Annotated in this window: 16 protein-coding genes and 1 riboswitch; of the genes, 9 read left to right on the top strand and 7 right to left on the bottom strand. The window is 58.2% G+C overall.

Annotation, left to right across the window (positions count from 1 at the left end; all coding sequences use genetic code 11):
- Window positions 1-39 precede the first annotated feature (39 nt).
- The gene (gene sucC, locus CIK76_RS18445; protein ID WP_096289185.1) at window positions 40-1,212 is read left to right on the top strand and encodes an ADP-forming succinate--CoA ligase subunit beta; all 1,173 of its coding nucleotides are present in this window, start codon (window positions 40-42) and stop codon (window positions 1,210-1,212) included.
- 16 nt (window positions 1,213-1,228) lie between these two features.
- The gene (gene sucD / locus CIK76_RS18440; RefSeq protein ID WP_096289183.1) at window positions 1,229-2,131 is read left to right on the top strand and encodes a succinate--CoA ligase subunit alpha; all 903 of its coding nucleotides are present in this window, start codon (window positions 1,229-1,231) and stop codon (window positions 2,129-2,131) included.
- 84 nt (window positions 2,132-2,215) lie between these two features.
- On the opposite strand, the gene CIK76_RS18435 is transcribed toward sucD, so the two are convergent.
- Together CIK76_RS18435 and CIK76_RS18430 are read right to left on the bottom strand one after the other, a co-directional pair.
- Complete coding sequence (locus CIK76_RS18435) at window positions 2,216-2,440, bottom strand: hypothetical protein (RefSeq protein ID WP_141393625.1); 225 nt, start codon at window positions 2,438-2,440, stop codon at window positions 2,216-2,218.
- Between the two features lie 222 nt (window positions 2,441-2,662).
- Window positions 2,663-6,001, bottom strand: coding sequence for a DEAD/DEAH box helicase (locus tag CIK76_RS18430; RefSeq protein ID WP_176484313.1), 3,339 nt, complete (start codon window positions 5,999-6,001; stop codon window positions 2,663-2,665).
- A gap of 99 nt (window positions 6,002-6,100) precedes the next feature.
- Between CIK76_RS18430 and CIK76_RS18425 the strand changes: the two genes are divergently transcribed.
- Window positions 6,101-7,279, top strand: a complete 1,179-nt coding sequence (locus CIK76_RS18425) for an LOG family protein (RefSeq protein WP_096289177.1) — start codon at window positions 6,101-6,103, stop codon at window positions 7,277-7,279.
- A 67-nt stretch (window positions 7,280-7,346) separates the two neighbouring features.
- Here the strand turns inward: CIK76_RS18425 and CIK76_RS18420 are convergent, their stop codons facing one another.
- The 3 genes from CIK76_RS18420 to CIK76_RS18410 form a co-directional block, all read right to left on the bottom strand.
- Window positions 7,347-8,450, bottom strand: coding sequence for a VIT1/CCC1 family protein (locus CIK76_RS18420; protein ID WP_096289175.1), 1,104 nt, complete (start codon window positions 8,448-8,450; stop codon window positions 7,347-7,349).
- Between the two features lie 62 nt (window positions 8,451-8,512).
- Window positions 8,513-8,779, bottom strand: coding sequence for a hypothetical protein (locus tag CIK76_RS18415; protein ID WP_096289173.1), 267 nt, complete (start codon window positions 8,777-8,779; stop codon window positions 8,513-8,515).
- Window positions 8,780-8,797: 18 nt separating this feature from the next.
- A riboswitch (SAM riboswitch) is annotated at window positions 8,798-8,910 on the bottom strand.
- 472 nt (window positions 8,911-9,382) lie between these two features.
- Window positions 9,383-9,970 (bottom strand): DinB family protein, encoded by a 588-nt coding sequence (locus CIK76_RS18410; RefSeq protein WP_096289171.1) that lies wholly within the window; start codon window positions 9,968-9,970, stop codon window positions 9,383-9,385.
- Between the two features lie 215 nt (window positions 9,971-10,185).
- Here CIK76_RS18410 and CIK76_RS18405 point away from each other — a divergent pair, with 215 nt between their 5' ends.
- From CIK76_RS18405 to CIK76_RS18385, 5 genes are all read left to right on the top strand, one after another.
- Window positions 10,186-10,749 (top strand): helix-turn-helix domain-containing protein, encoded by a 564-nt coding sequence (locus CIK76_RS18405; RefSeq protein WP_096289169.1) that lies wholly within the window; start codon window positions 10,186-10,188, stop codon window positions 10,747-10,749.
- A gap of 138 nt (window positions 10,750-10,887) precedes the next feature.
- Window positions 10,888-11,301, top strand: a complete 414-nt coding sequence (locus CIK76_RS18400) for a hypothetical protein (RefSeq protein WP_096289167.1) — start codon at window positions 10,888-10,890, stop codon at window positions 11,299-11,301.
- Between the two features lie 34 nt (window positions 11,302-11,335).
- A complete protein-coding gene (locus CIK76_RS18395) occupies window positions 11,336-12,292 on the top strand; it encodes an ROK family protein (RefSeq protein WP_096289165.1) in 957 nt (318 codons plus the stop codon).
- A gap of 236 nt (window positions 12,293-12,528) precedes the next feature.
- A complete protein-coding gene (gene speB / locus CIK76_RS18390) occupies window positions 12,529-13,515 on the top strand; it encodes an agmatinase (protein ID WP_096289163.1) in 987 nt (328 codons plus the stop codon).
- Window positions 13,515-15,188 (top strand): thiamine pyrophosphate-binding protein, encoded by a 1,674-nt coding sequence (locus tag CIK76_RS18385; RefSeq protein ID WP_096289161.1) that lies wholly within the window; start codon window positions 13,515-13,517, stop codon window positions 15,186-15,188. The genes speB and CIK76_RS18385 overlap by 1 nt, the downstream gene beginning before the upstream one ends.
- A 46-nt stretch (window positions 15,189-15,234) precedes the next feature.
- On the opposite strand, the gene CIK76_RS19200 is transcribed toward CIK76_RS18385, so the two are convergent.
- Both CIK76_RS19200 and CIK76_RS18380 read right to left on the bottom strand, forming a co-directional pair.
- Entirely contained in the window at window positions 15,235-15,447 is a 213-nt protein-coding gene (locus CIK76_RS19200; RefSeq protein WP_141393624.1) for a hypothetical protein, read from the bottom strand.
- Window positions 15,448-15,509: 62 nt separating this feature from the next.
- Window positions 15,510-16,385 carry an inositol monophosphatase family protein gene (locus tag CIK76_RS18380; RefSeq protein ID WP_255248542.1) on the bottom strand — a complete coding sequence of 292 codons (876 nt, stop codon included), beginning with the start codon at window positions 16,383-16,385 and terminating at the stop codon, window positions 15,510-15,512.
- A 275-nt stretch (window positions 16,386-16,660) separates the two neighbouring features.
- Between CIK76_RS18380 and CIK76_RS18375 the strand changes: the two genes are divergently transcribed.
- Window positions 16,661-17,380 (top strand): GntR family transcriptional regulator, encoded by a 720-nt coding sequence (locus CIK76_RS18375; RefSeq protein WP_096289157.1) that lies wholly within the window; start codon window positions 16,661-16,663, stop codon window positions 17,378-17,380.
- The last annotated feature ends 32 nt before the right edge of the window (window positions 17,381-17,412 follow it).

Raw genomic sequence — 17,412 nt, 5'->3', positions numbered from 1 at the left:
CGCGAGTCAGCATGAACTTCGAACGAAGGACACAAACCCGTGGACCTGTATGAGTACCAGGCGCGCGATCTATTCGAGGCACACGGGGTTCCCGTGCTTGCCGGTATCGTCGCTTACACCCCGGAAGAAGCCAAGGCCGCAGCTGAGAAGATTGGCGGCGTTGTAGTAGTTAAGGCTCAGGTCAAGGTTGGTGGCCGCGGTAAGGCTGGCGGCGTTAAGGTTGCCAAGACCGCAGATGAGGCTTTCGAGCACGCTTCCAACATTCTCGGTATGGACATCAAGGGCCACACCGTCAACAAGGTCATGATCGCCCAGGGCGCCGACATTGCCGAGGAATTCTACTTCTCGGTACTGTTGGACCGTGCAAACCGTAACTACCTGGCCATGTGCTCGGTAGAAGGTGGCATGGAAATCGAGGTGCTCGCAGTCGAGCGTCCGGACGCACTGGCAAAGGTTTCCATTGACCCATTGGTAGGCATCGATGCTGCCAAGGCTGCTGAGATCGTCGCCGAGGCCAATTTCTCTGAAGAACTGCGCGCAAAGGTCGCAGATACCATCCAGAAGCTCTGGGTAGTTTTCAAGGAAGAAGACGCCACCCTCGTTGAGGTGAACCCACTGGTGAAGACCGGTGCCGGTGACATCGTTGCACTGGATGGCAAGGTTTCCCTTGACGAGAACGCTTCCGAGGTTCGCCACCCAGCTCACGAAGAGCTTGAGGACAAGGGCGCAGCCGACCCGCTGGAAGCAAAGGCAAAAGACGCAGGCCTGAACTACGTCAAGTTGGACGGCGAAGTAGGCATCATCGGCAACGGTGCAGGTCTAGTCATGTCCACCTTGGACGTTGTGGCCTATGCTGGCGAAAATCACGGCAACGTGAAGCCAGCTAACTTCCTAGACATCGGCGGTGGAGCCTCTGCCGAGGTCATGGCCAACGGCCTGGACGTCATCCTGAACGACCCCCAGGTCAAATCAGTCTTCGTGAATGTCTTCGGTGGCATCACCGCGTGTGACGCAGTCGCAAACGGCATCGTTGGCGCGCTGAACACTTTGGGCGATTCCGCCAACAAGCCTCTGGTTGTTCGCCTCGATGGCAACAACGTTGAAGAGGGTCGTCGTATCCTGGCCGATGCCAACCACCCATTGGTGACCCTGGCAGCAACCATGGATGAGGGCGCCGATAAGGCTGCCGAGCTCGCCAACGCAGCGAAGTAAGAGGGATAAGCGAACAATGAGCATTTACCTGAACAAGGACTCCAAGGTCATCGTCCAGGGCATCACCGGCGGCGAAGGCACCAAGCACACCGCCCTGATGCTCAAGGCTGGCACCAACATTGTCGGCGGCGTCAACGCCCGCAAGGCTGGCACCACCGTCACCCACGGTGACCAGGACATCAAGGTATACGGCACCGTGGCTGAGGCCAAGGCCGAGACCGGCGCAGACGTATCGATCGTCTTCGTGCCACCTAAGTTCACCAAGGACGCCGTCGTTGAAGCTATCGAGGCCGAGGTTGGCCTCGTCGTAGTCATCACCGAAGGTGTTCCAGTGCAGGACTCGGCCGAGTTCTGGGCGCTGGCGCAGTCGAAGGTTGACGCCGACGGAAACCAGATCACCCGGATCATCGGCCCTAACTGCCCAGGCATCATCACCCCAGGTGAAGCACTGGTCGGCATTACCCCGAACAACATCACCAAGAAGGGCCCAATCGGCTTGGTATCCAAGTCCGGCACCCTGACTTACCAGATGATGTTCGAACTGCGTGACCTGGGCTTCTCCACCGCCATCGGCATCGGCGGTGACCCAGTCATCGGTACCACCCATATCGACGCCCTGGCCGCTTTCGAAGCTGACCCAGAGACCAAGGCCATCGTGATGATCGGCGAGATCGGCGGCGACGCTGAAGAGCGCGCAGCCGACTACATCAAGGCCAACGTCACCAAGCCAGTTGTTGGCTACGTGGCTGGCTTCACCGCTCCTGAGGGCAAGACCATGGGCCACGCTGGCGCCATCGTCTCCGGCTCGGCAGGTACCGCTCAGGCCAAGAAGGAAGCTCTCGAAGCTGCTGGTGTGAAGGTAGGCAAGACTCCTTCGGAGGCTGCCGTCCTGTTGCGCGAAGTTTTCGCGGCTCTCTAAGCCTTAGGAAATTCGCAGACGCGAAAAAGCCCCATGGCATCGGTTTTCGATTCCGTGGGGCTTTACCTGTACTCGGACTATGTCCTAGCCGCGTAGGCCAGCAGCTGCGTCCGTGTCGACCCTCAAGAACGAGGAGCCGATGACCGCGAAAGCACCAGGTATCAATAGCATCCGGTGTTTTGGGTTATAGAAAATTTCCTCGAGCGGCGAAGCGATAACTCGCCGGACCTTTTCCAAGAGCCGCTCATTGTCCAGAGACAGACGCTCCTGCTCGGTTTCAATCACCACACGATCTCGTTCAGTGCTCACCGATGCGCTCATCCAGTCGTCACTCGGTGTACTCAGAGTCTCCGATTTAATCAGGGACACGGTTATAACCGCCTTCATCTTGCGTTGTGCCACCGGAGAAGACCTCCGGGGCTTGCCTCTTTGCCTGCGCTCAGTGTGGCAGAGAACACGCAACTAGACATATTGAATATAGCGCGATTCGCTGGTAAAAGCCCGTCAAACAGCGCAGATGTAATAAAGCTGTTATTCGAGCAGCCCGCGAATATCCTGAGCCGTCAAAGCCTTGGAGAATCCATCGGCTTCGTCCATAACCGTGGAGATCAGCTTCCGCTTGGACTCTTGGAGAGCAACAACCTTTTCTTCGATGGTGCCCTGGGCAATCATCCGGTAAACCATCACCTGGCGGGTTTGCCCGATTCGGTGGGTGCGGTCGATCGCCTGCGCTTCTACGGCAGGATTCCACCAAGGATCAAGTAAGAAGCAGTAGTCAGCTTCGGTCAAGTTCAAGCCAAAACCGCCGGCCTTCAACGAGATCAGGAACAGCGGTGCCTCCCCGTCCTTGAACTGCTCAATGACCTTCGCACGGTTGCGTGTGTTGCCGTCCAGATACACGTACGGAATACCTCGTGCTTCCAACTTTGCCGCAAGGACCTTTAAGTAGGAAGTGAATTGCGAGAATACCAAGGCTCGGTGCTGTTCGCTAAGCACATCCTCAAGCTGTTCGAAGAGTGCTTCCAACTTAGAGCCCGGGATCTCGGCAAGTTCCGGGTCAACCAGCGAAGGTTCCAATGCAAGCATGCGCAGATGGGTCAGCGACTGGAAAATCGTAAAGCGGTTGCGGTCCAGATCCTCAACAAGGTGCAAGATCTTCTGCCGCTCACGGTTCAGATGCGTGTCGTACACATGCTGGTGCTCTTCGCTCAGACGCACCAAGACCTGCTGTTCTTGCTTGGCGGGGAGATCCAAGACGACAGATTCCTTGGTGCGGCGCAGCATGAAAGGTTTCACGCGGCGCTGCAGCAACTTCAGGGTTTCCTTATCGCCTAGCACCTCAATGGGGCGGGCAAACTGGCGGTTGAACCGGCTGGTATTCATGAACAGCGATGGAGAAGTCAACGAAAGCAGCGCGCCGAGCTCGGCGAGGTTGTTCTCCATTGGCGTGCCGGTGACCGCCAGCTTGAAGTTCGTCTGGATATTCACCGCGCTGCGATGGGCCTTGGTCGAACGATTCTTCACGAATTGAGCCTCGTCCAGGATCAGGCCAGCGAATCGCTGGGATTCGTACATCTCATCGTTGAGCCGGAGCAGCGTGTAGGTGGTCAGGATGACGTCATAGTTGGCCACTAGTTCGTTCAGCTCGCGTTCGGAACCGAGGGTACCTTCAACGGTGATCACGCTCAGGCTCGGAGCGAACCGTTTGATCTCCATCTCCCAGTTGGAAACAACGGAGCTTGGAGCAACGACGAGGAAGGGAGCACTGTTCCGCTGAGCGGCCGGCAGCTGCGCCACATGCTTCGGGTCATCCCAGAGTTTGCGTGCGTGAAGCATTAACGCGATGGTTTGCAGGGTTTTTCCCAGTCCCATGTCGTCGGCAAGAATGCCGCCAAAACCGCCTCGGTACAGGCGCGCAAGCCATTGATAGCCCTCGATCTGATACGGGCGCAAGGTGGCATTGAGCGTATCGGGCACATCGGCCTCTTCACCTTCGGCCACACGCAGGAGCGAACGCATGCGCCCGATAAATAGGTCGGCGCCTTCGATTCCCTCGGCAAGCTCATCAAATTCATCGAAGAGCGAGACCTGGAAGACCGAGAGCTTCAGGTCGGCATCCTTGGGTTTGTCATTCAGCGCCTGAGCCTCATCGACCAGCGACTTCAGCTTGGCAAATAACGGGTGGTCCAGTGAGAACCAGGTGTTATCCGGAAGCTTGACCTTCATGGCACCGCTGGTGAGCGCCTCGAGAATGGTGGAGAACGGTACTTCATGGTCGCCTACGGCGATCAGCAAGCCCAAATCAAGCCAGTCGTTGCGTTCGTGGCTCACCGCGTTGATCTTCAGCCGTGGAAGTTCACGTAGCTGACGGTAAACCGGGCGGATGCCTTCTTCGGTGATCTTCATGACGGACAGGCCATGCAGGGCCGGCAGCAGCTCCGAAACAAATACAATCATATGCTCACCGGAGAAGAACTTCGAGTCCAGGTCGTGGTTGCTGGTGCCTGTGTGTCGCTCGAAGACGTCATTGACCGTGCTGCGCAAGGAATCTTCGGCCTGGGCGTCATAGACCTCGCGGTCGTTGGGCACTCCCGGGTAATGGATCTGGAAATCAATGGTGGCAGATTCCTTGATGCTGCCATCTTCCTTTTCCTCACGCATGAATTTCACCTCGGCGTGGACCATCGGCGGGGCAAGTGCGGGAAGTACCAGATCCTTGCTTATGCTGCGCAGATTGAAACGGCGCGCAAGGCGCGCGTACGAACCAGCGAAAAAGTCCTGCATTTGATCTTCGGGAACCTGCAAGGGTTCGCGATTCTGAAACCAGCGGCGGTGCTGAGCGGGAACTATCTCTTGACTTGGTGCCAACCAGATTTGTTCAGGTGCTTCCAACTCAACGTAGAACCCGTGGTCCGCGATCGTTCCACTGGGAGTCTCTGCGTTGAGTGTTAGGCCCTGACCTGCAATGTTCAAATGTCCAGCCACGGTGAGCGATTTGTCCTGCCCGAGGTCGGCGAGCAGCTCAAATCGGGACTGGCGGTCAATATTCACGCTGGTCTCATTGCGGGTGCTAATCAGTTCGATGCCAAGATCTTGAGCTTCGCCAAGCATTGGCCAGAGCAGATCCGAGGCATACTCATCGAGGAACAACCAGTCTTCGTCGACCTTAAACTGCAGCTGAGTGTTGCTTCGTGCTAGCGCAGCAAAACGGGTGAACCAATGGTGCTGATTGCGCAGCATATTCCAGCCGTAGGTCTTGAACGCAATGGTAGTCCAGCGCAGCTGTCCACGAACCCAGCGTCCCTCGGAATTGCGCACCATGGGGCGAACACCCAAACGGAAGCGTTTGTTGCGCGTCGGGTGGGGGACCGCTCCCGAAGGCATCCACTGCTGTTGCTGGGAGGTATTTTTCGAATCAAAGACCATGAATTGCAAGGCCATGGCCACGACCGGGTCATTTGGTGACCCTAATAGTCCGTCTGCGGGCCCCGGCTCGGGTTCTTCAAACCAGGTGTTCACTTGCTGGGACCAAGCGGTAACGGTCTTTTGCTCTTGAACGACCGCCGGGCGGGGCAGCTTGGCGATCTTATTGGCGGTGAGCGACAGCGCCGCGATATGCGGGCAGATCGAGCCTTTGTCGCAGCTGCAGTCCGAAGCGTCGATGGACCAGCCCGAAGCGCTGCGAATCACCGTGAGAGTGGGGGAGAACATCTGACCATCTTCGAGGACGGTACCCGAGATGACACTCGCAGTTTCATCAAAGGCGACGTCAGTCACTGATTCGTCGTTCTTGGCAAGTTGTTGCCCGAAGAAGAATGGAACGTCACCCAAGTACGCCAGTAGGTGCCTTGCGTCAATGAGTGGTGGCACAGAATCAGTCATCCTCTCATCGTTTCACGTTCGGGGCGTAGGTGAAAGTTGAGGACGCTAACTGTGAATAATCACTTGTGTTCAAGGTAGCGTAGATGCATGTCTCATGTGTGGCCTTATCTCCCCGCCAGAGCGGTCAATGTCACCACAATGGTTGAGTTCGACAGGCTGGCAGCCGAAGCCATCGAAACTCAAGCATCGCTTGCCCGAAACTGGCGCGTTCATCGGGTTGATCTTCGAACCAGGGACTCGGTTTTAAGCGCTCTGGACCTTGCCAACTGTCTTTTTATTGATTGCGTCTATTCCGATGCCGGACGTTCGCTCGTAGAAGCAACCGGCGGGCTATGCATGAGTACCGGAACGCAGCTGCCGTTCAATATTTATGAACGTGGGCTCTACTCCCCGCTAGAGCTCTATGCGGGGATCAAAGAAGCCCCCTACTCGCAGGTGCCCGACGCGCAGATCTATACCTATTCGCAAGCGAATTCTCCGGCTGAGTTTTCGCCCGATGACAGCACAATGGCAACGACTTTGCATGATCACCATATTGGTCAGGCGATGTTGAGCGCTGTTTACGATGGGGTATTTGCCAAGACGCCCATGATCGGGATCATGGGCGGGCACGCGGTAGCACGTGGCACGCAAGAATTCGCCGATGCAGTGCGGCTCGGTGCGATGCTAACCGGCCAAGGCTATTCGATTGTTACCGGTGGGGGACCAGGGGCCATGGAAGCGGCAAACGCCGGCGCGTGGCTTGCAGACTATGACAAAACGGCTACCGGCAGAGCCGTGGATATCCTCGCACAAGCTCCAGACGCGATCCGTCATCGGACTGCCTGGGCGCGTGCAGCATTGCGAGTGCGTGAAGAATACCCCAGCACGAGAAATTCAATGGGAGTGCCCACCTGGTTTTACGGCCATGAGCCACCAAACCTGTTTGCCACGCATATAGCAAAGTTTTTCACGAACTCGATTCGCGAAGCCATCCTGCTCGAACAGGCAAACGGCGGAATCATTGTGCTTCCCGGTGCTGCCGGGACAGTCCAGGAAATATTCCAAGACGCCTGCGAAAACTACTACGCGACCGGCGCTCGCGTCGCTCCCATTGTGTTGGTGGGCCGCGAGCATTGGACACGGAAGCTACCGGTCTGGCCTTTGCTGCAGGCGCTTGCCGCCGGGAGGGCCATGGAAAGCAGAATAGCTTTGGTGGACACCGTGCAAGAAGCCGTCGAATTCATTAAAACAATGACTCCATTGCGGCGCCGCACGCGGTTCTAACAACGATAGTGGCCGGTGCCTCAAGCTGTGTCATGTTGGGGCAACGGCCAGCAGTCTGCTTTTGGAGCTAAGCCACGGTGGTGCCGAAAAGCAAGCCCAAGCAGTAGGTTACAGCGGCCGCACCCAAGCCAATGGCCAGCTGACGCACGCCACGTTTGAGCGGGGACGCACCGGATAGCAGGCCAACGACGCCGCCGGTGAGCAGCAACGCGATGCTGACCAAAGCGACCGCCACGCTCACCGCAGCTAGCCCGGTGAGCCCAAAGATGTAGGGCAGGATCGGAATGACTGCGCCCGAAGCAAAGAACATGAACGAAGAAATGGCGGCTCCCGGTGCCGAACCAAGCTCCTCATGTTCGCGTTCCAGTTCCGCGCTGCGAACTTCTGGATGGAGTGAGAAGGAGGGGTTGCAATCGCAGGTAAACAGCCCCATGCGTTCTGCCGCGCGGTGTTCGGCGTCCTCATTGTTCATGCCACGTGCTTTGTAGATCAACACCAATTCATTGGCGTCAAGATCGAGGTCACGGGCGGCAGAAAGCGTGACTTGGGTAGGGCGCGACGCGGTGAGAAGCTCACGTTGGGAACGGACTGACACGAATTCCCCGGCAGCCATGGACAGCGCGCCGGCCAGCAGGCCGGCAATTCCGGAGAAGAGCACGAGGGACGAGGCCACACCGGTGGCGCCGATGCCCATGACCAAGGCCAGATTCGAAACGAGCCCGTCATTTGCGCCGAACACCGCGGCTCGGAAGTTGCCGGACAGCCGGGATCTGCCGGCCGTAGCCAAAGCACGGATGACTTCCTCATGCACTTGCTCATCCGCGGCCATTTGCGGCGCGGCATCCTGATCGGTGGCGTAAGGAGAGTTGCCTTCGGCACGCTGGGCCAGCGCCAAGACAAACACCGAACCGAAATGCCGGGCCATGAAACGCAACATGGTGCGCCGCATCGACGGACGGACCGGGCGCACGTGTTCACCGAGCTTAGCGCGCCAGTAATTTTCGTGGCGTTCTTCCGCTTCGGCTAGCCCACGGAGAATCTGGCGTTCTTGTCCGGTGCGCTTTTCGGCCAGTTCACGGTAGATCGCACCTTCGGCGACCTCATCGGCCATGTACTGGCGCCAGCGGCGGATCTGCGCCTTGGATGGTTCGGGAATTGAGGTTGGGGCCATCACGGGGATGAGTCTCCTGCGGCAGAATTGGATCATTCACGGGCAGATGATCCGGGTTAGGTTCAACCCCCTAGTTTAGTGAGTGAGTCGAGCACTGGGAATTTGGCAAGACTAAATACCTTAGCGGCGCCAGGGTTTTGCCCTCGGGCTGCCACGAATACCGAAAGTTCCTCGCGCTGCCTGTCGAAGCTCGGCGGACCCACGGTTCTGGCTAGCAATCGGGTGAGCAGGTGCGGGTCGGTGACGTAGTAGCTGACCCAGACTCCGCGAAGCGGAAACTGCACCTGGCCGGTTTGCAGGTCAATAATGGGAAGGACGTTTGAAGCCATAACTATCGTGGACCCTTAAAAGAGCTCTTGCCCGTAGCCGGTTGGAGTACGGACCGCTTCTTCATCCGAACCACCCATGAACCTGGGGTTGGTGTGCGGCCAGTCGGAGCTTGGCGCCGCATCTCGTGAAGCAACACCACGATGCTACACCCGTGGGCTGTCCGGATGCGTAGTGAGACGTCATACTCGGCTCTCGCGGGCCTCATGGGAAGCAGAGCCGAGCACCGGGAGGTGCACGGACCGCGCCCACAAGAACCCTGCGCTTGGCGCAGGCGAAGGTCGCCGGGCGGGGATCTGGACATCGGGCACTACCGGTGGCTGGCCCGGTGACCGATCTCCGGCAAGTGGCTCCCCTCCCGACCCGCCGTCGATGCCGCCAGGCCTGCCCGAGCCGCGCGGGAGTATCGCTGCGCAATATGCCGCTCAGGTCCAACGCCTCTGGTCCGTTGGGACCAACGCCAGGCTACGGACCGGCAGTTTCACCAGGTGGTGCTCCTAGTCGCTGGGCTCGGTCAGGGCCATCCGAGCTAGCGCGAGCCTATGCGGCCTGTTAGAGGCGGTGCCCTGCCAGAGCTATGAGCAAGATTTGGCGAAGAATCGTTGTTAGGACTGCTCGGCGATTCGCTGCAGCGAGGAGCGTTGTTCCTTCCATTGCTCAGCGCTGAATCCAGGGATATTTCTCGCCTGTTCGCGCAGTCCTACCTGTCCGTCGAGAAGCTCTCGAACGATATCGAGATGCCCGGCATGCCGGGAGGTCTCCGCGATCATATGAACAATAAGATGCTCCACGGTGGTATGCCGATGCACGGACCACCAGGGGACCTCTGCCGGGGATTCTAAGTTCAATTCGTCAAGCGCGTGTTCGGCAAATGCGATGGATTTTCGGTACAACGCGAGAACATCTTCTACCGAGAAGCTGGCCGGAGGCAGGAAGTCGATCTGCGGTTCATCGCTTTGCAGTAGTTGAAGCACATGCCGATCGTTGGGCACACGACCTAGGCACTCGCCGAAATAACCGTATTCGGTGATTGCTAGGTGGTAGATGACACCAAGCATGTGGGTTCCGGTATCCGTCATGGGGCGGCGGGCCAACTCCTCGGAGAGTCCCTGGCACTTCCAGAGCACGGTGTTGCGGGCCTCGTTCAAGTAGGTCCGAAGCCTCTTGGAGGACGGATTGCCAGCGGTATCCATGTGCCGAGTCTAGTTTCTTGGCGATTGAATAAACAGCGCCGGCGCATTGAGGGATTGGTTGCTGACTTCAGGACTGAAGCGTGAGCTCGGCGCAGTTCTCGTTGCCTATTGGTAAACTGACGCAGTGTAGGAACCTGAACCGGATTGGTTTAGCGGAATTGTAGGCCGGGTGCTGCCAATCTAGGGCTGCGCCGGTGTCAAAATGGTGGGAGAGCATGAAAACACTGCCCGTAGAGCCCACCGGCTCGTCGATTAATATCGGTGCCCGTTTGCGTGGGGTACGCCAAACCCGACGAATGACCATCGACCAGGTGGCTGAAATGTCCGGACTGACCAAGGGGTTCTTGTCTCGCGTGGAGCGAGACTTGACTAGCCCGTCGGTATCGACATTGCTTAGGCTCTGCGAAGTATTGGGCTTAGAAGTCGGGCAGCTCTTCTCTGTACCTGAAACCAAATTGGTCAGGTTGGAGCACGCACCGCGAATCGCCTTGGGCGGTCAGGGGATCACCGAACAGCTGGTCACTCCCCGCGCCGAGACCCGGGTGCAGATGATTAGGGCAGAGGTCGCGCCGCAGGGCTCGGGGGAGGCCGAGCTGTATTCGGTGGATTGCAAGGTGGAAGTTCTGCACGTGATTTCCGGAGAATTTACCTTGGTTCTGCCCGAGGACCGCATTGAACTGCAAGCGGGCGATACGGTAACCTTCCCGGGCCGTGAGCCGCACAGTTGGGAAAATACTTCGGACCGGACCGCCGTAGTGACCTGGACGCTGTTGCTCTGACCAAAACCGCATTGCGCTTTTGAAGGGCTTGCGCGTTTTCCGTCCGTGCCGGGTTTCGGCCGGGCAAAGCCCAAAGCGTATCCTTGACATAGCGTCAACAACTTTTCTCGACGCCGATAAATAACCGAAGGGAGCTCCGTGACGGAAAGCGAGCCACGGGCTGAACTGGTCGAACTGCGCTCCGCGAGCTGGTGGATGTCTGCAATTCTCGGTGTCTTAATTGGTGTGACCATGACATTGATCCGCACTCAACGTTATTTTTTCATCGCCGGGGCGGCGATTCTGGCGGGGGTCATCCTGGTCATCGGCTTACGCACTATTCACCGCCGTTCTCAATACCCGCAGATGGCACAGGCGAAAACCTCTTGGGTATATGCGGTGTGGACGCTGGTGCTACTAGTGCTTGCGGGGCCTGTCCAGCTGGTTTACGTGGCGGATGAACTCGACGAGATTGCAATTAAGTCCTTCGTGCTTTCGGCAGGTTTCTGTTTTGGGTTCCATGAGGTGGACCGGGCATTGGTAGCGAGCAGCAAGAAGTCCTTCGAAAGCTAGCTGCTGAACTACACGCACGCATTGGAAGGGTGAAATGTCTACCGAAAACCTTGCGGTCGGCATAGACATCGGCGGGACGAAGATCGCCGGCGGCGTGGTCGATGGCCACGGCCGGATTCTTCGCCGGAGCTTCCGCCCTACTCCGGGCCGGAGCGCAGCATTGACCGAAGATTCTATTGCCGAGGTAGTCAGCGAGCTCAGCGACGGGGATACTCATATGCCCGTGGGTGTCGGGGCCGCCGGCTGGATTAACCGAAGTGGTTCGCATGTCCTCTTCTCCCCGCATCTTGCATGGCGTGATGAGCCGGTGCGTGAACGCCTCGAATCGAAGATGAACCGCAAGGTCGTCCTGAATAATGATGCCGACGCCGCGGGGTGGGCCGAGCATCGTTTCGGGGCGGCACGAGGCGAGGAGCTGAGCGTCTGCCTGACCCTTGGCACGGGTATCGGCGGCGCCATCATGTTCGGCAACAGTATTCTGCGCGGCAGTTTCGGCGTCGCCGGGGAGTTCGGGCACCAGACTTTGGTGGTGGACGGCCACCGTTGCCCGTGCGGAAATCGAGGGTGCTGGGAACAATACGCGTCGGCCAACGCACTGGGACGTGAAGGGGCAGAGCTTGTCCGGCTGGATTCTCCGCGGGCATATAGTTTGCGTGAAGCCTGCCAAGCGGACCCCGGCAAGGTGAGCGGAGCGATGGTGACGGCGCTGGCGGTCAATGGCGACCCTGCCTGCATGGAGCTCATCGAAGAGATGGGTCGATGGCTCGGGAGGGGAATTTCGAATCTTGCGGCTGTGCTGGATCCTGGCGTCGTGGTCATCGGCGGGGGGCTAGGGTCTGCTTCCACTTCCCTGGTCGAACAGGCGGAGGCCTCCTACCGGCAGCTGCTGCCGGGGCGAGGCTACCGGCCGTTTGCTCGCATCGTACGAGCCGAGCTTGGCTCCGATGCCGGGCTGATCGGTGCTGCGGACTTGGCCCGGTGGCACGGGTGACCCGCTGCCTGCGACTACGCGCTATTCGCTTCATCGCATTTTCATGTTCCAAATCAGAGACCTGATCCCGCAACCCAATTGGTGTTGCGGGATCGCTGTTTTAACCAGCAGAACCGGTTTTTTGTGGCTTCCTTGGTGATTGCACCTTGACGGTCAGCGCACCGATAAATAGCATGGGAGGAAACTCATGTTTCATATTAGGCAACTCTTGTCGAGTGTGCCGGGAAGAAGCGCTCATGAAAGAAGTCCGGATCGAAGAAAATGGGAACATTGGACCCATCAATGCCGCGGTAATTCCGCGCTATGCCGGAGGCGGAACCTATGCACGGCTTCCGCGGCTGGACCAAGTCCAGAAATCCGATATCAAGATCGTCGGTGTGCCTTTTGACTCCGGTGTTTCCTACCGTTCCGGCGCACGCTTTGGAGCAAACCACGTCCGTGAGTCCTCACGGTTGATCCGCCCATACAACCCGGCCACCGAGGTTTCCCCCTTCGCCTTGAGCCAGGTTTCCGACGCCGGTGACATGGCGGTCAACCCGTTCAACATCAACGAGGCCATCGAGACCATCGAGCACAATGCGCTGGAACTGACCGAAGACGGCTCAACGCTGGTGACCATCGGTGGCGACCACACCATCGCATTGCCCTTGTTGCGTGCGGCCTCGCAACGCGCTGGTGCGCCGGTAGCGATGCTGCATTTCGACGCCCACCTGGATACCTGGGACACCTACTTCGGAGCCGAATACACCCATGGAACCCCATTCCGCCGAGCGGTCGAGGAAGGCATTCTCGATACCGAGGCGATCTGCCATGTAGGAACCCGAGGCCCGCTCTACGGTAAAAAAGACCTCGAAGACGACAAACGCTTCGGGTTCGGCATCGTCACCAGCTCAGATGTCTACTATCAGGGCGCAAAAGAGATCGTTGCAAAACTTCGCGACCGCATCGGCAACCGTCCACTGTACATTTCGGTCGATATCGACGTGCTGGATCCGGCGCACGCACCGGGCACCGGCACCCCGGAAGCAGGCGGCATCACCAGCCGCGAACTGCTAGAAATCTTGCGCGGCTTGCGCGGGTTGAAAATCGTGGGAGCCGATATCGTGGAGGTGGCACCGGCATACGATCATGCGGAGCTAACCGGCGTAGCTGCCTCACATGTCACCTATGACCTGATCAGCCTGATCAGCGAATACCGCCAGCTGAACGGACAGAACAACTAATGGGCAACGAAGTACAACGTAACGGTGGAGATCTCGTCGTTGAGACGCTGACAGCGCTCGGCGCGAAAACGGTCTTCGGCATTCCAGGGCAACATGCGCTGGGGCTGTTCGACGCACTCTCACGCTCCAATCTGCAATTCATTTCTTCCCGGGTAGAAAACAACTCGGCCTTCGCCGCCGACGGCTACAGCAGGGCCACTGGAGAGGTCGGAGTGCTTTTCCTCTCTACCGGCCCGGGAGCGCTGACCGCCCTCGCCGGATTGCAGGAAGCCTATGCCACCGGCGTGCCCATGGTGGTGGTTGCGAGCCAGATTCCTTTGGATGGACTGGGCGCTCGCCGAAAAGGCATGCTGCACCAGCTCGATGACCAGAAGGCCTCGGCCGCAAACGTCACCAAGTTCCAGCAGACGGTGCACCACGCCTCGGGTATTCCCTCGGCGATCCAAGATGCCTGGGCGCAGGCGATCACCGTGCCGATGGGACCGGTCTGGATCGAGGTTCCGCAGGATGTCTTGCTGGCATCGGTGCTCATTCCTCCGGTGCATGATGCCCTTGCCGAAGCCTACGATCATCCACCACGTGTGGAATTGATCGATGAAGCGGTTCGCTGGCTTTCGGAAGCAAAGAGGCCGGTGGTTGTTGCAGGCGGAGGTGTCCGTCGTGCCCAGGCCGAAAACGAATTGCTGGAGGTGGCCGAAAAGCTCAATGCCCCGGTGCTTTGCACCCCGGGAGGCAATGGCGCATTCCCGTGGGATCACGAATTGTCATTGCAATCTTGGGTGGAGGATCGGCATGTCACCGAAGTTCTCGAAGATGCTGACGTATTGGTGGTCGTGGGCTCAGCGCTCGGCGAAGTCTCCAGCAATTATTTCTCCCTCGCACCTCGTGGGCACATAATCCAAATTGATGCCGAACCGCGCGTCCTTGAGTCAAATACGCCAGCATTGGGTATCCGAGCGGATGCCAAGGCCGCGTTGCAGTTCCTAACTTCGAAGCTTAAGGAAGTAAGCCTGCCTAACGCGCCAGATTGGCATGGGCAGAGCCCGACTCAAGTCGTCACCCAGACCTTGGCAAAGGTGCAGGCACGGCTGGCGGAGCAGGGCCTGGACCATGAACGAAGGTTCATGGCTGATATCCGCGAGGCGGTGCCCGCGAAAATGCAGACCTTCTGGGATATGACCATTGCGGCTTATTGGGGTTGGAGTTGCTGGGATTCGCGCCAGGGAGAATTCCATTCGGCGCAGGGTGCCGGTGGACTAGGTTTCGGTTTCCCCTCGGCCATTGGAGGTTCCATCGGGTTGCAGATCGAGGGAGCTACGCCCGAGCAAGCGCGAGTGCTCGCGGTCTCGGGTGATGGCTCGTCGATGTATTCCATTGCAGAATTAGCCACGGCAAAACAGCACAACGTGCCGGTCACTTGGCTGATCGTTGACGACGGTGGTTACGGAATTCTGCGTGAATACATGGAAGGGGCCTTTGGCAAGGCAACGGCCACCGAGCTGGAACGCCCGGATTTCGTTGCCTTAGCCCAGGCTTTCGGAGTTCCTGCGCGACTGGTCGAAGCAGACCAGATCGGTGACGCGTTACGCGAGTCATTCGCCGGAGAAGGCCCAAATGTCATCGTAGTTCAGACGCTCTTACGCATGTTCGCCCCGACGCATTTAGGCGAGTAAGGCATAGCTTCGGCGCCCTTCAAAGGGGGCGCCGAAGTGACTCTTGTTAGTGCGTGAAGTGGTAAACCACGCCAAACATTAATGTGGAGAAGCCCAGGCTGATGCCTATGAGCAGTGGCACCCAGTCTAGAGACTGGCTTGCCAACATCACTGCGAAGATACCGAAGAGCAACATGGCTCCGATTCCTCCGATGATCAACCCTCCGCCACCATGATGCTGCACGGCGGAATGTGCAGTTCGTTGGATACGTGGTGTCATGCACTCATGGTACGACCGAAGCCAAGCAATCTGTGGTGCACCGGATGAGAATCTGGGTATTGTCAGATTTGTTTGACTTGGCTCTGGCTTCTCAACTGATGAACCCGCGAGGCTGATCGAGCCAACGACTCGTAGTCGGCGCCTGGGCCTTGGGCGATGAAACCCTCGCAGAGATGGTCAGCGGCCACCTGCTTGCCGAAAGCCAAGCCTCGGTAACTGCCGCCGGACATTCGAATCAGGTGCGCTCCCGCGGCCACGTCCCAAGGCTTCGTATCGAACCCCACGCTTGCATCGCACCAGCCAGCGGCCACATGAGCGAGCCCGAGAGCGGCAGAAACTTTGCGCCGCACGGTGGCGAAGTCCTGAATCCACTGCCCAAAGAGCTCAAGCGCCAATGGGCCGTCCTTATGCATGGACTCGGCTCCCGGGTAATCTGTCATCAAGTTTGCGCGTGCTTGTTCAGGTCGATTGCCTGGGCTCAACAATTCCCCATTGTGATAGGCAGCCTGATAATTGGCACTGAACTGATCTCCGGAGATCGGGTCGACTATTGCTGCTGCGACCAATTCGTTGTCAATTGCCGCGGCAATTGAAATACAGAAGAACGCGACGCCGTGAACGAAATTACTGGTTCCGTCTATCGGGTCCACAATCCATTGCACTTCGGTCGGGGTAGCTATGCCTGAGTCCGCGGCTATGTCCTCTTCGCCGAGTACCCAAGACTTTGGGAAGGCCTCGCGTAGCGATTGGGTAATGATCTCTTGGCTTTGCCGGTCTATATCGGTGACGAGATCATGGGCGTTCGTTTTTTCTTCGGCTCCGACGCTTCCGCGGAACGCCTCACGAACTCGTGGTGCCGCCTTGAGCGCAGCAATCAGTGCTGCCTGACGCAGTGATTCGGCCAGAGCTTGTCGGGCGGGGGTCATCTGAGCATTCACAGTTCAACCCTATCTTGGTGTTCTAAGTGCACCTTAATCTTATTGACTGAGAACGCTGGCAGAAGAGCGAAGTCTGTAAGGAAGCATTCGGGAACCAAAGTAAGTCCGAGGCCCAACAGCGTTCAAAACCGCAGGAACTCAGGAGCATGATGGCCTGGGGTGCCGCGGTATTGGCGAACGCCGGCGCCGGAATCCGCGAGGTACGAAACCTCGTAGTGCAAAAGTGTTGCGGGGCGCTCAGCGCCCGCGTTGACAGGGGAAGATAGACTTCAAATATGAGTAGCATGCAACCGATCTCGCCCAAAGAATCGTTGACCGAGCAAGTCACCACCAAGATCCGCGCTGCTATCGTGTCCGGCGAAATGACCCCGGACAACCATTATTCGGCAATTGCTATCTCCGAAAAGCTCGGAGTTTCACGCACGCCGGTCCGCGAAGCGCTGCAGCTACTAGAAAAAGAGGGCATCGTGACCGTCGCGAAAAATCGTGGCGTGCGCGTGAACCAGATTTCGCTAGACGACATCGTGGAGGTATTTCAGGTCCGGCTGATCATCGAGCCACCTGCAGCCGCACGAGCGGTGCTCAACGCTAGCGAGGGAGACCTCGAAACGCTTCGTGAGCTACACCGTGAAATGCTTAAGGTGGGGCAGACCGGGGACGGGCGGGCAACGCTGGAGGCAGATAAAAAGTTCCACCTCTATCTGCTAGGCCTGGCAAACAACGCCAAGCTTGACGGCATCGTGGGGGAGCTGCGCAATCTGGTGCTCGCGCACGGACAGGTAACGATTCCTCAGGCAAGAACCAGCCAGGACCTGGCCGGCGATCGCGATGAATTGATGAAGTCCATCTTGGAACGCGACCCATCTGGCGCGGCTACTGCGATGCGCAACCACGTGCTTCGTACTGCGCAGATGCTCGTGACGGCTGTCTGCGCGCGGACCCCGGGACTTGAGGCCGAACGCTATTTGACGCGCTTGGATGAATTGATCTTTTAAAGCCATAAACATATAGCGGTGGTCTTGAACAC

The organism is Glutamicibacter sp. BW80 (genome assembly GCF_002332385.1).
Classification (GTDB): domain Bacteria; phylum Actinomycetota; class Actinomycetes; order Actinomycetales; family Micrococcaceae; genus Glutamicibacter.
The sequence above is the reverse complement of the archived record's forward strand: the minus strand, read 5'-3'. Positions and strand labels throughout refer to the sequence as shown.

Excerpts from the sequence above, each read along its gene's own strand:
- sucD (WP_096289183.1), top strand. The coding sequence starts at position 1,229 with ATGAGCATTTACCTGAACAAGGACTCCAAGGTCATCGTCCAGGGCATC.
- CIK76_RS18425 (WP_096289177.1), top strand. The coding sequence starts at position 6,101 with ATGTCTCATGTGTGGCCTTATCTCCCCGCCAGAGCGGTCAATGTCACC.
- CIK76_RS18420 (WP_096289175.1), bottom strand. The coding sequence starts at position 8,450 with ATGGCCCCAACCTCAATTCCCGAACCATCCAAGGCGCAGATCCGCCGC.
- CIK76_RS18415 (WP_096289173.1), bottom strand. The coding sequence starts at position 8,779 with ATGGCTTCAAACGTCCTTCCCATTATTGACCTGCAAACCGGCCAGGTG.
- CIK76_RS18410 (WP_096289171.1), bottom strand. The coding sequence starts at position 9,970 with ATGGATACCGCTGGCAATCCGTCCTCCAAGAGGCTTCGGACCTACTTG.
- CIK76_RS18405 (WP_096289169.1), top strand. The coding sequence starts at position 10,186 with ATGAAAACACTGCCCGTAGAGCCCACCGGCTCGTCGATTAATATCGGT.
- CIK76_RS18395 (WP_096289165.1), top strand. The coding sequence starts at position 11,336 with ATGTCTACCGAAAACCTTGCGGTCGGCATAGACATCGGCGGGACGAAG.
- speB (WP_096289163.1), top strand. The coding sequence starts at position 12,529 with ATGAAAGAAGTCCGGATCGAAGAAAATGGGAACATTGGACCCATCAAT.
- CIK76_RS18385 (WP_096289161.1), top strand. The coding sequence starts at position 13,515 with ATGGGCAACGAAGTACAACGTAACGGTGGAGATCTCGTCGTTGAGACG.
- CIK76_RS19200 (WP_141393624.1), bottom strand. The coding sequence starts at position 15,447 with ATGACACCACGTATCCAACGAACTGCACATTCCGCCGTGCAGCATCAT.
- CIK76_RS18375 (WP_096289157.1), top strand. The coding sequence starts at position 16,661 with ATGAGTAGCATGCAACCGATCTCGCCCAAAGAATCGTTGACCGAGCAA.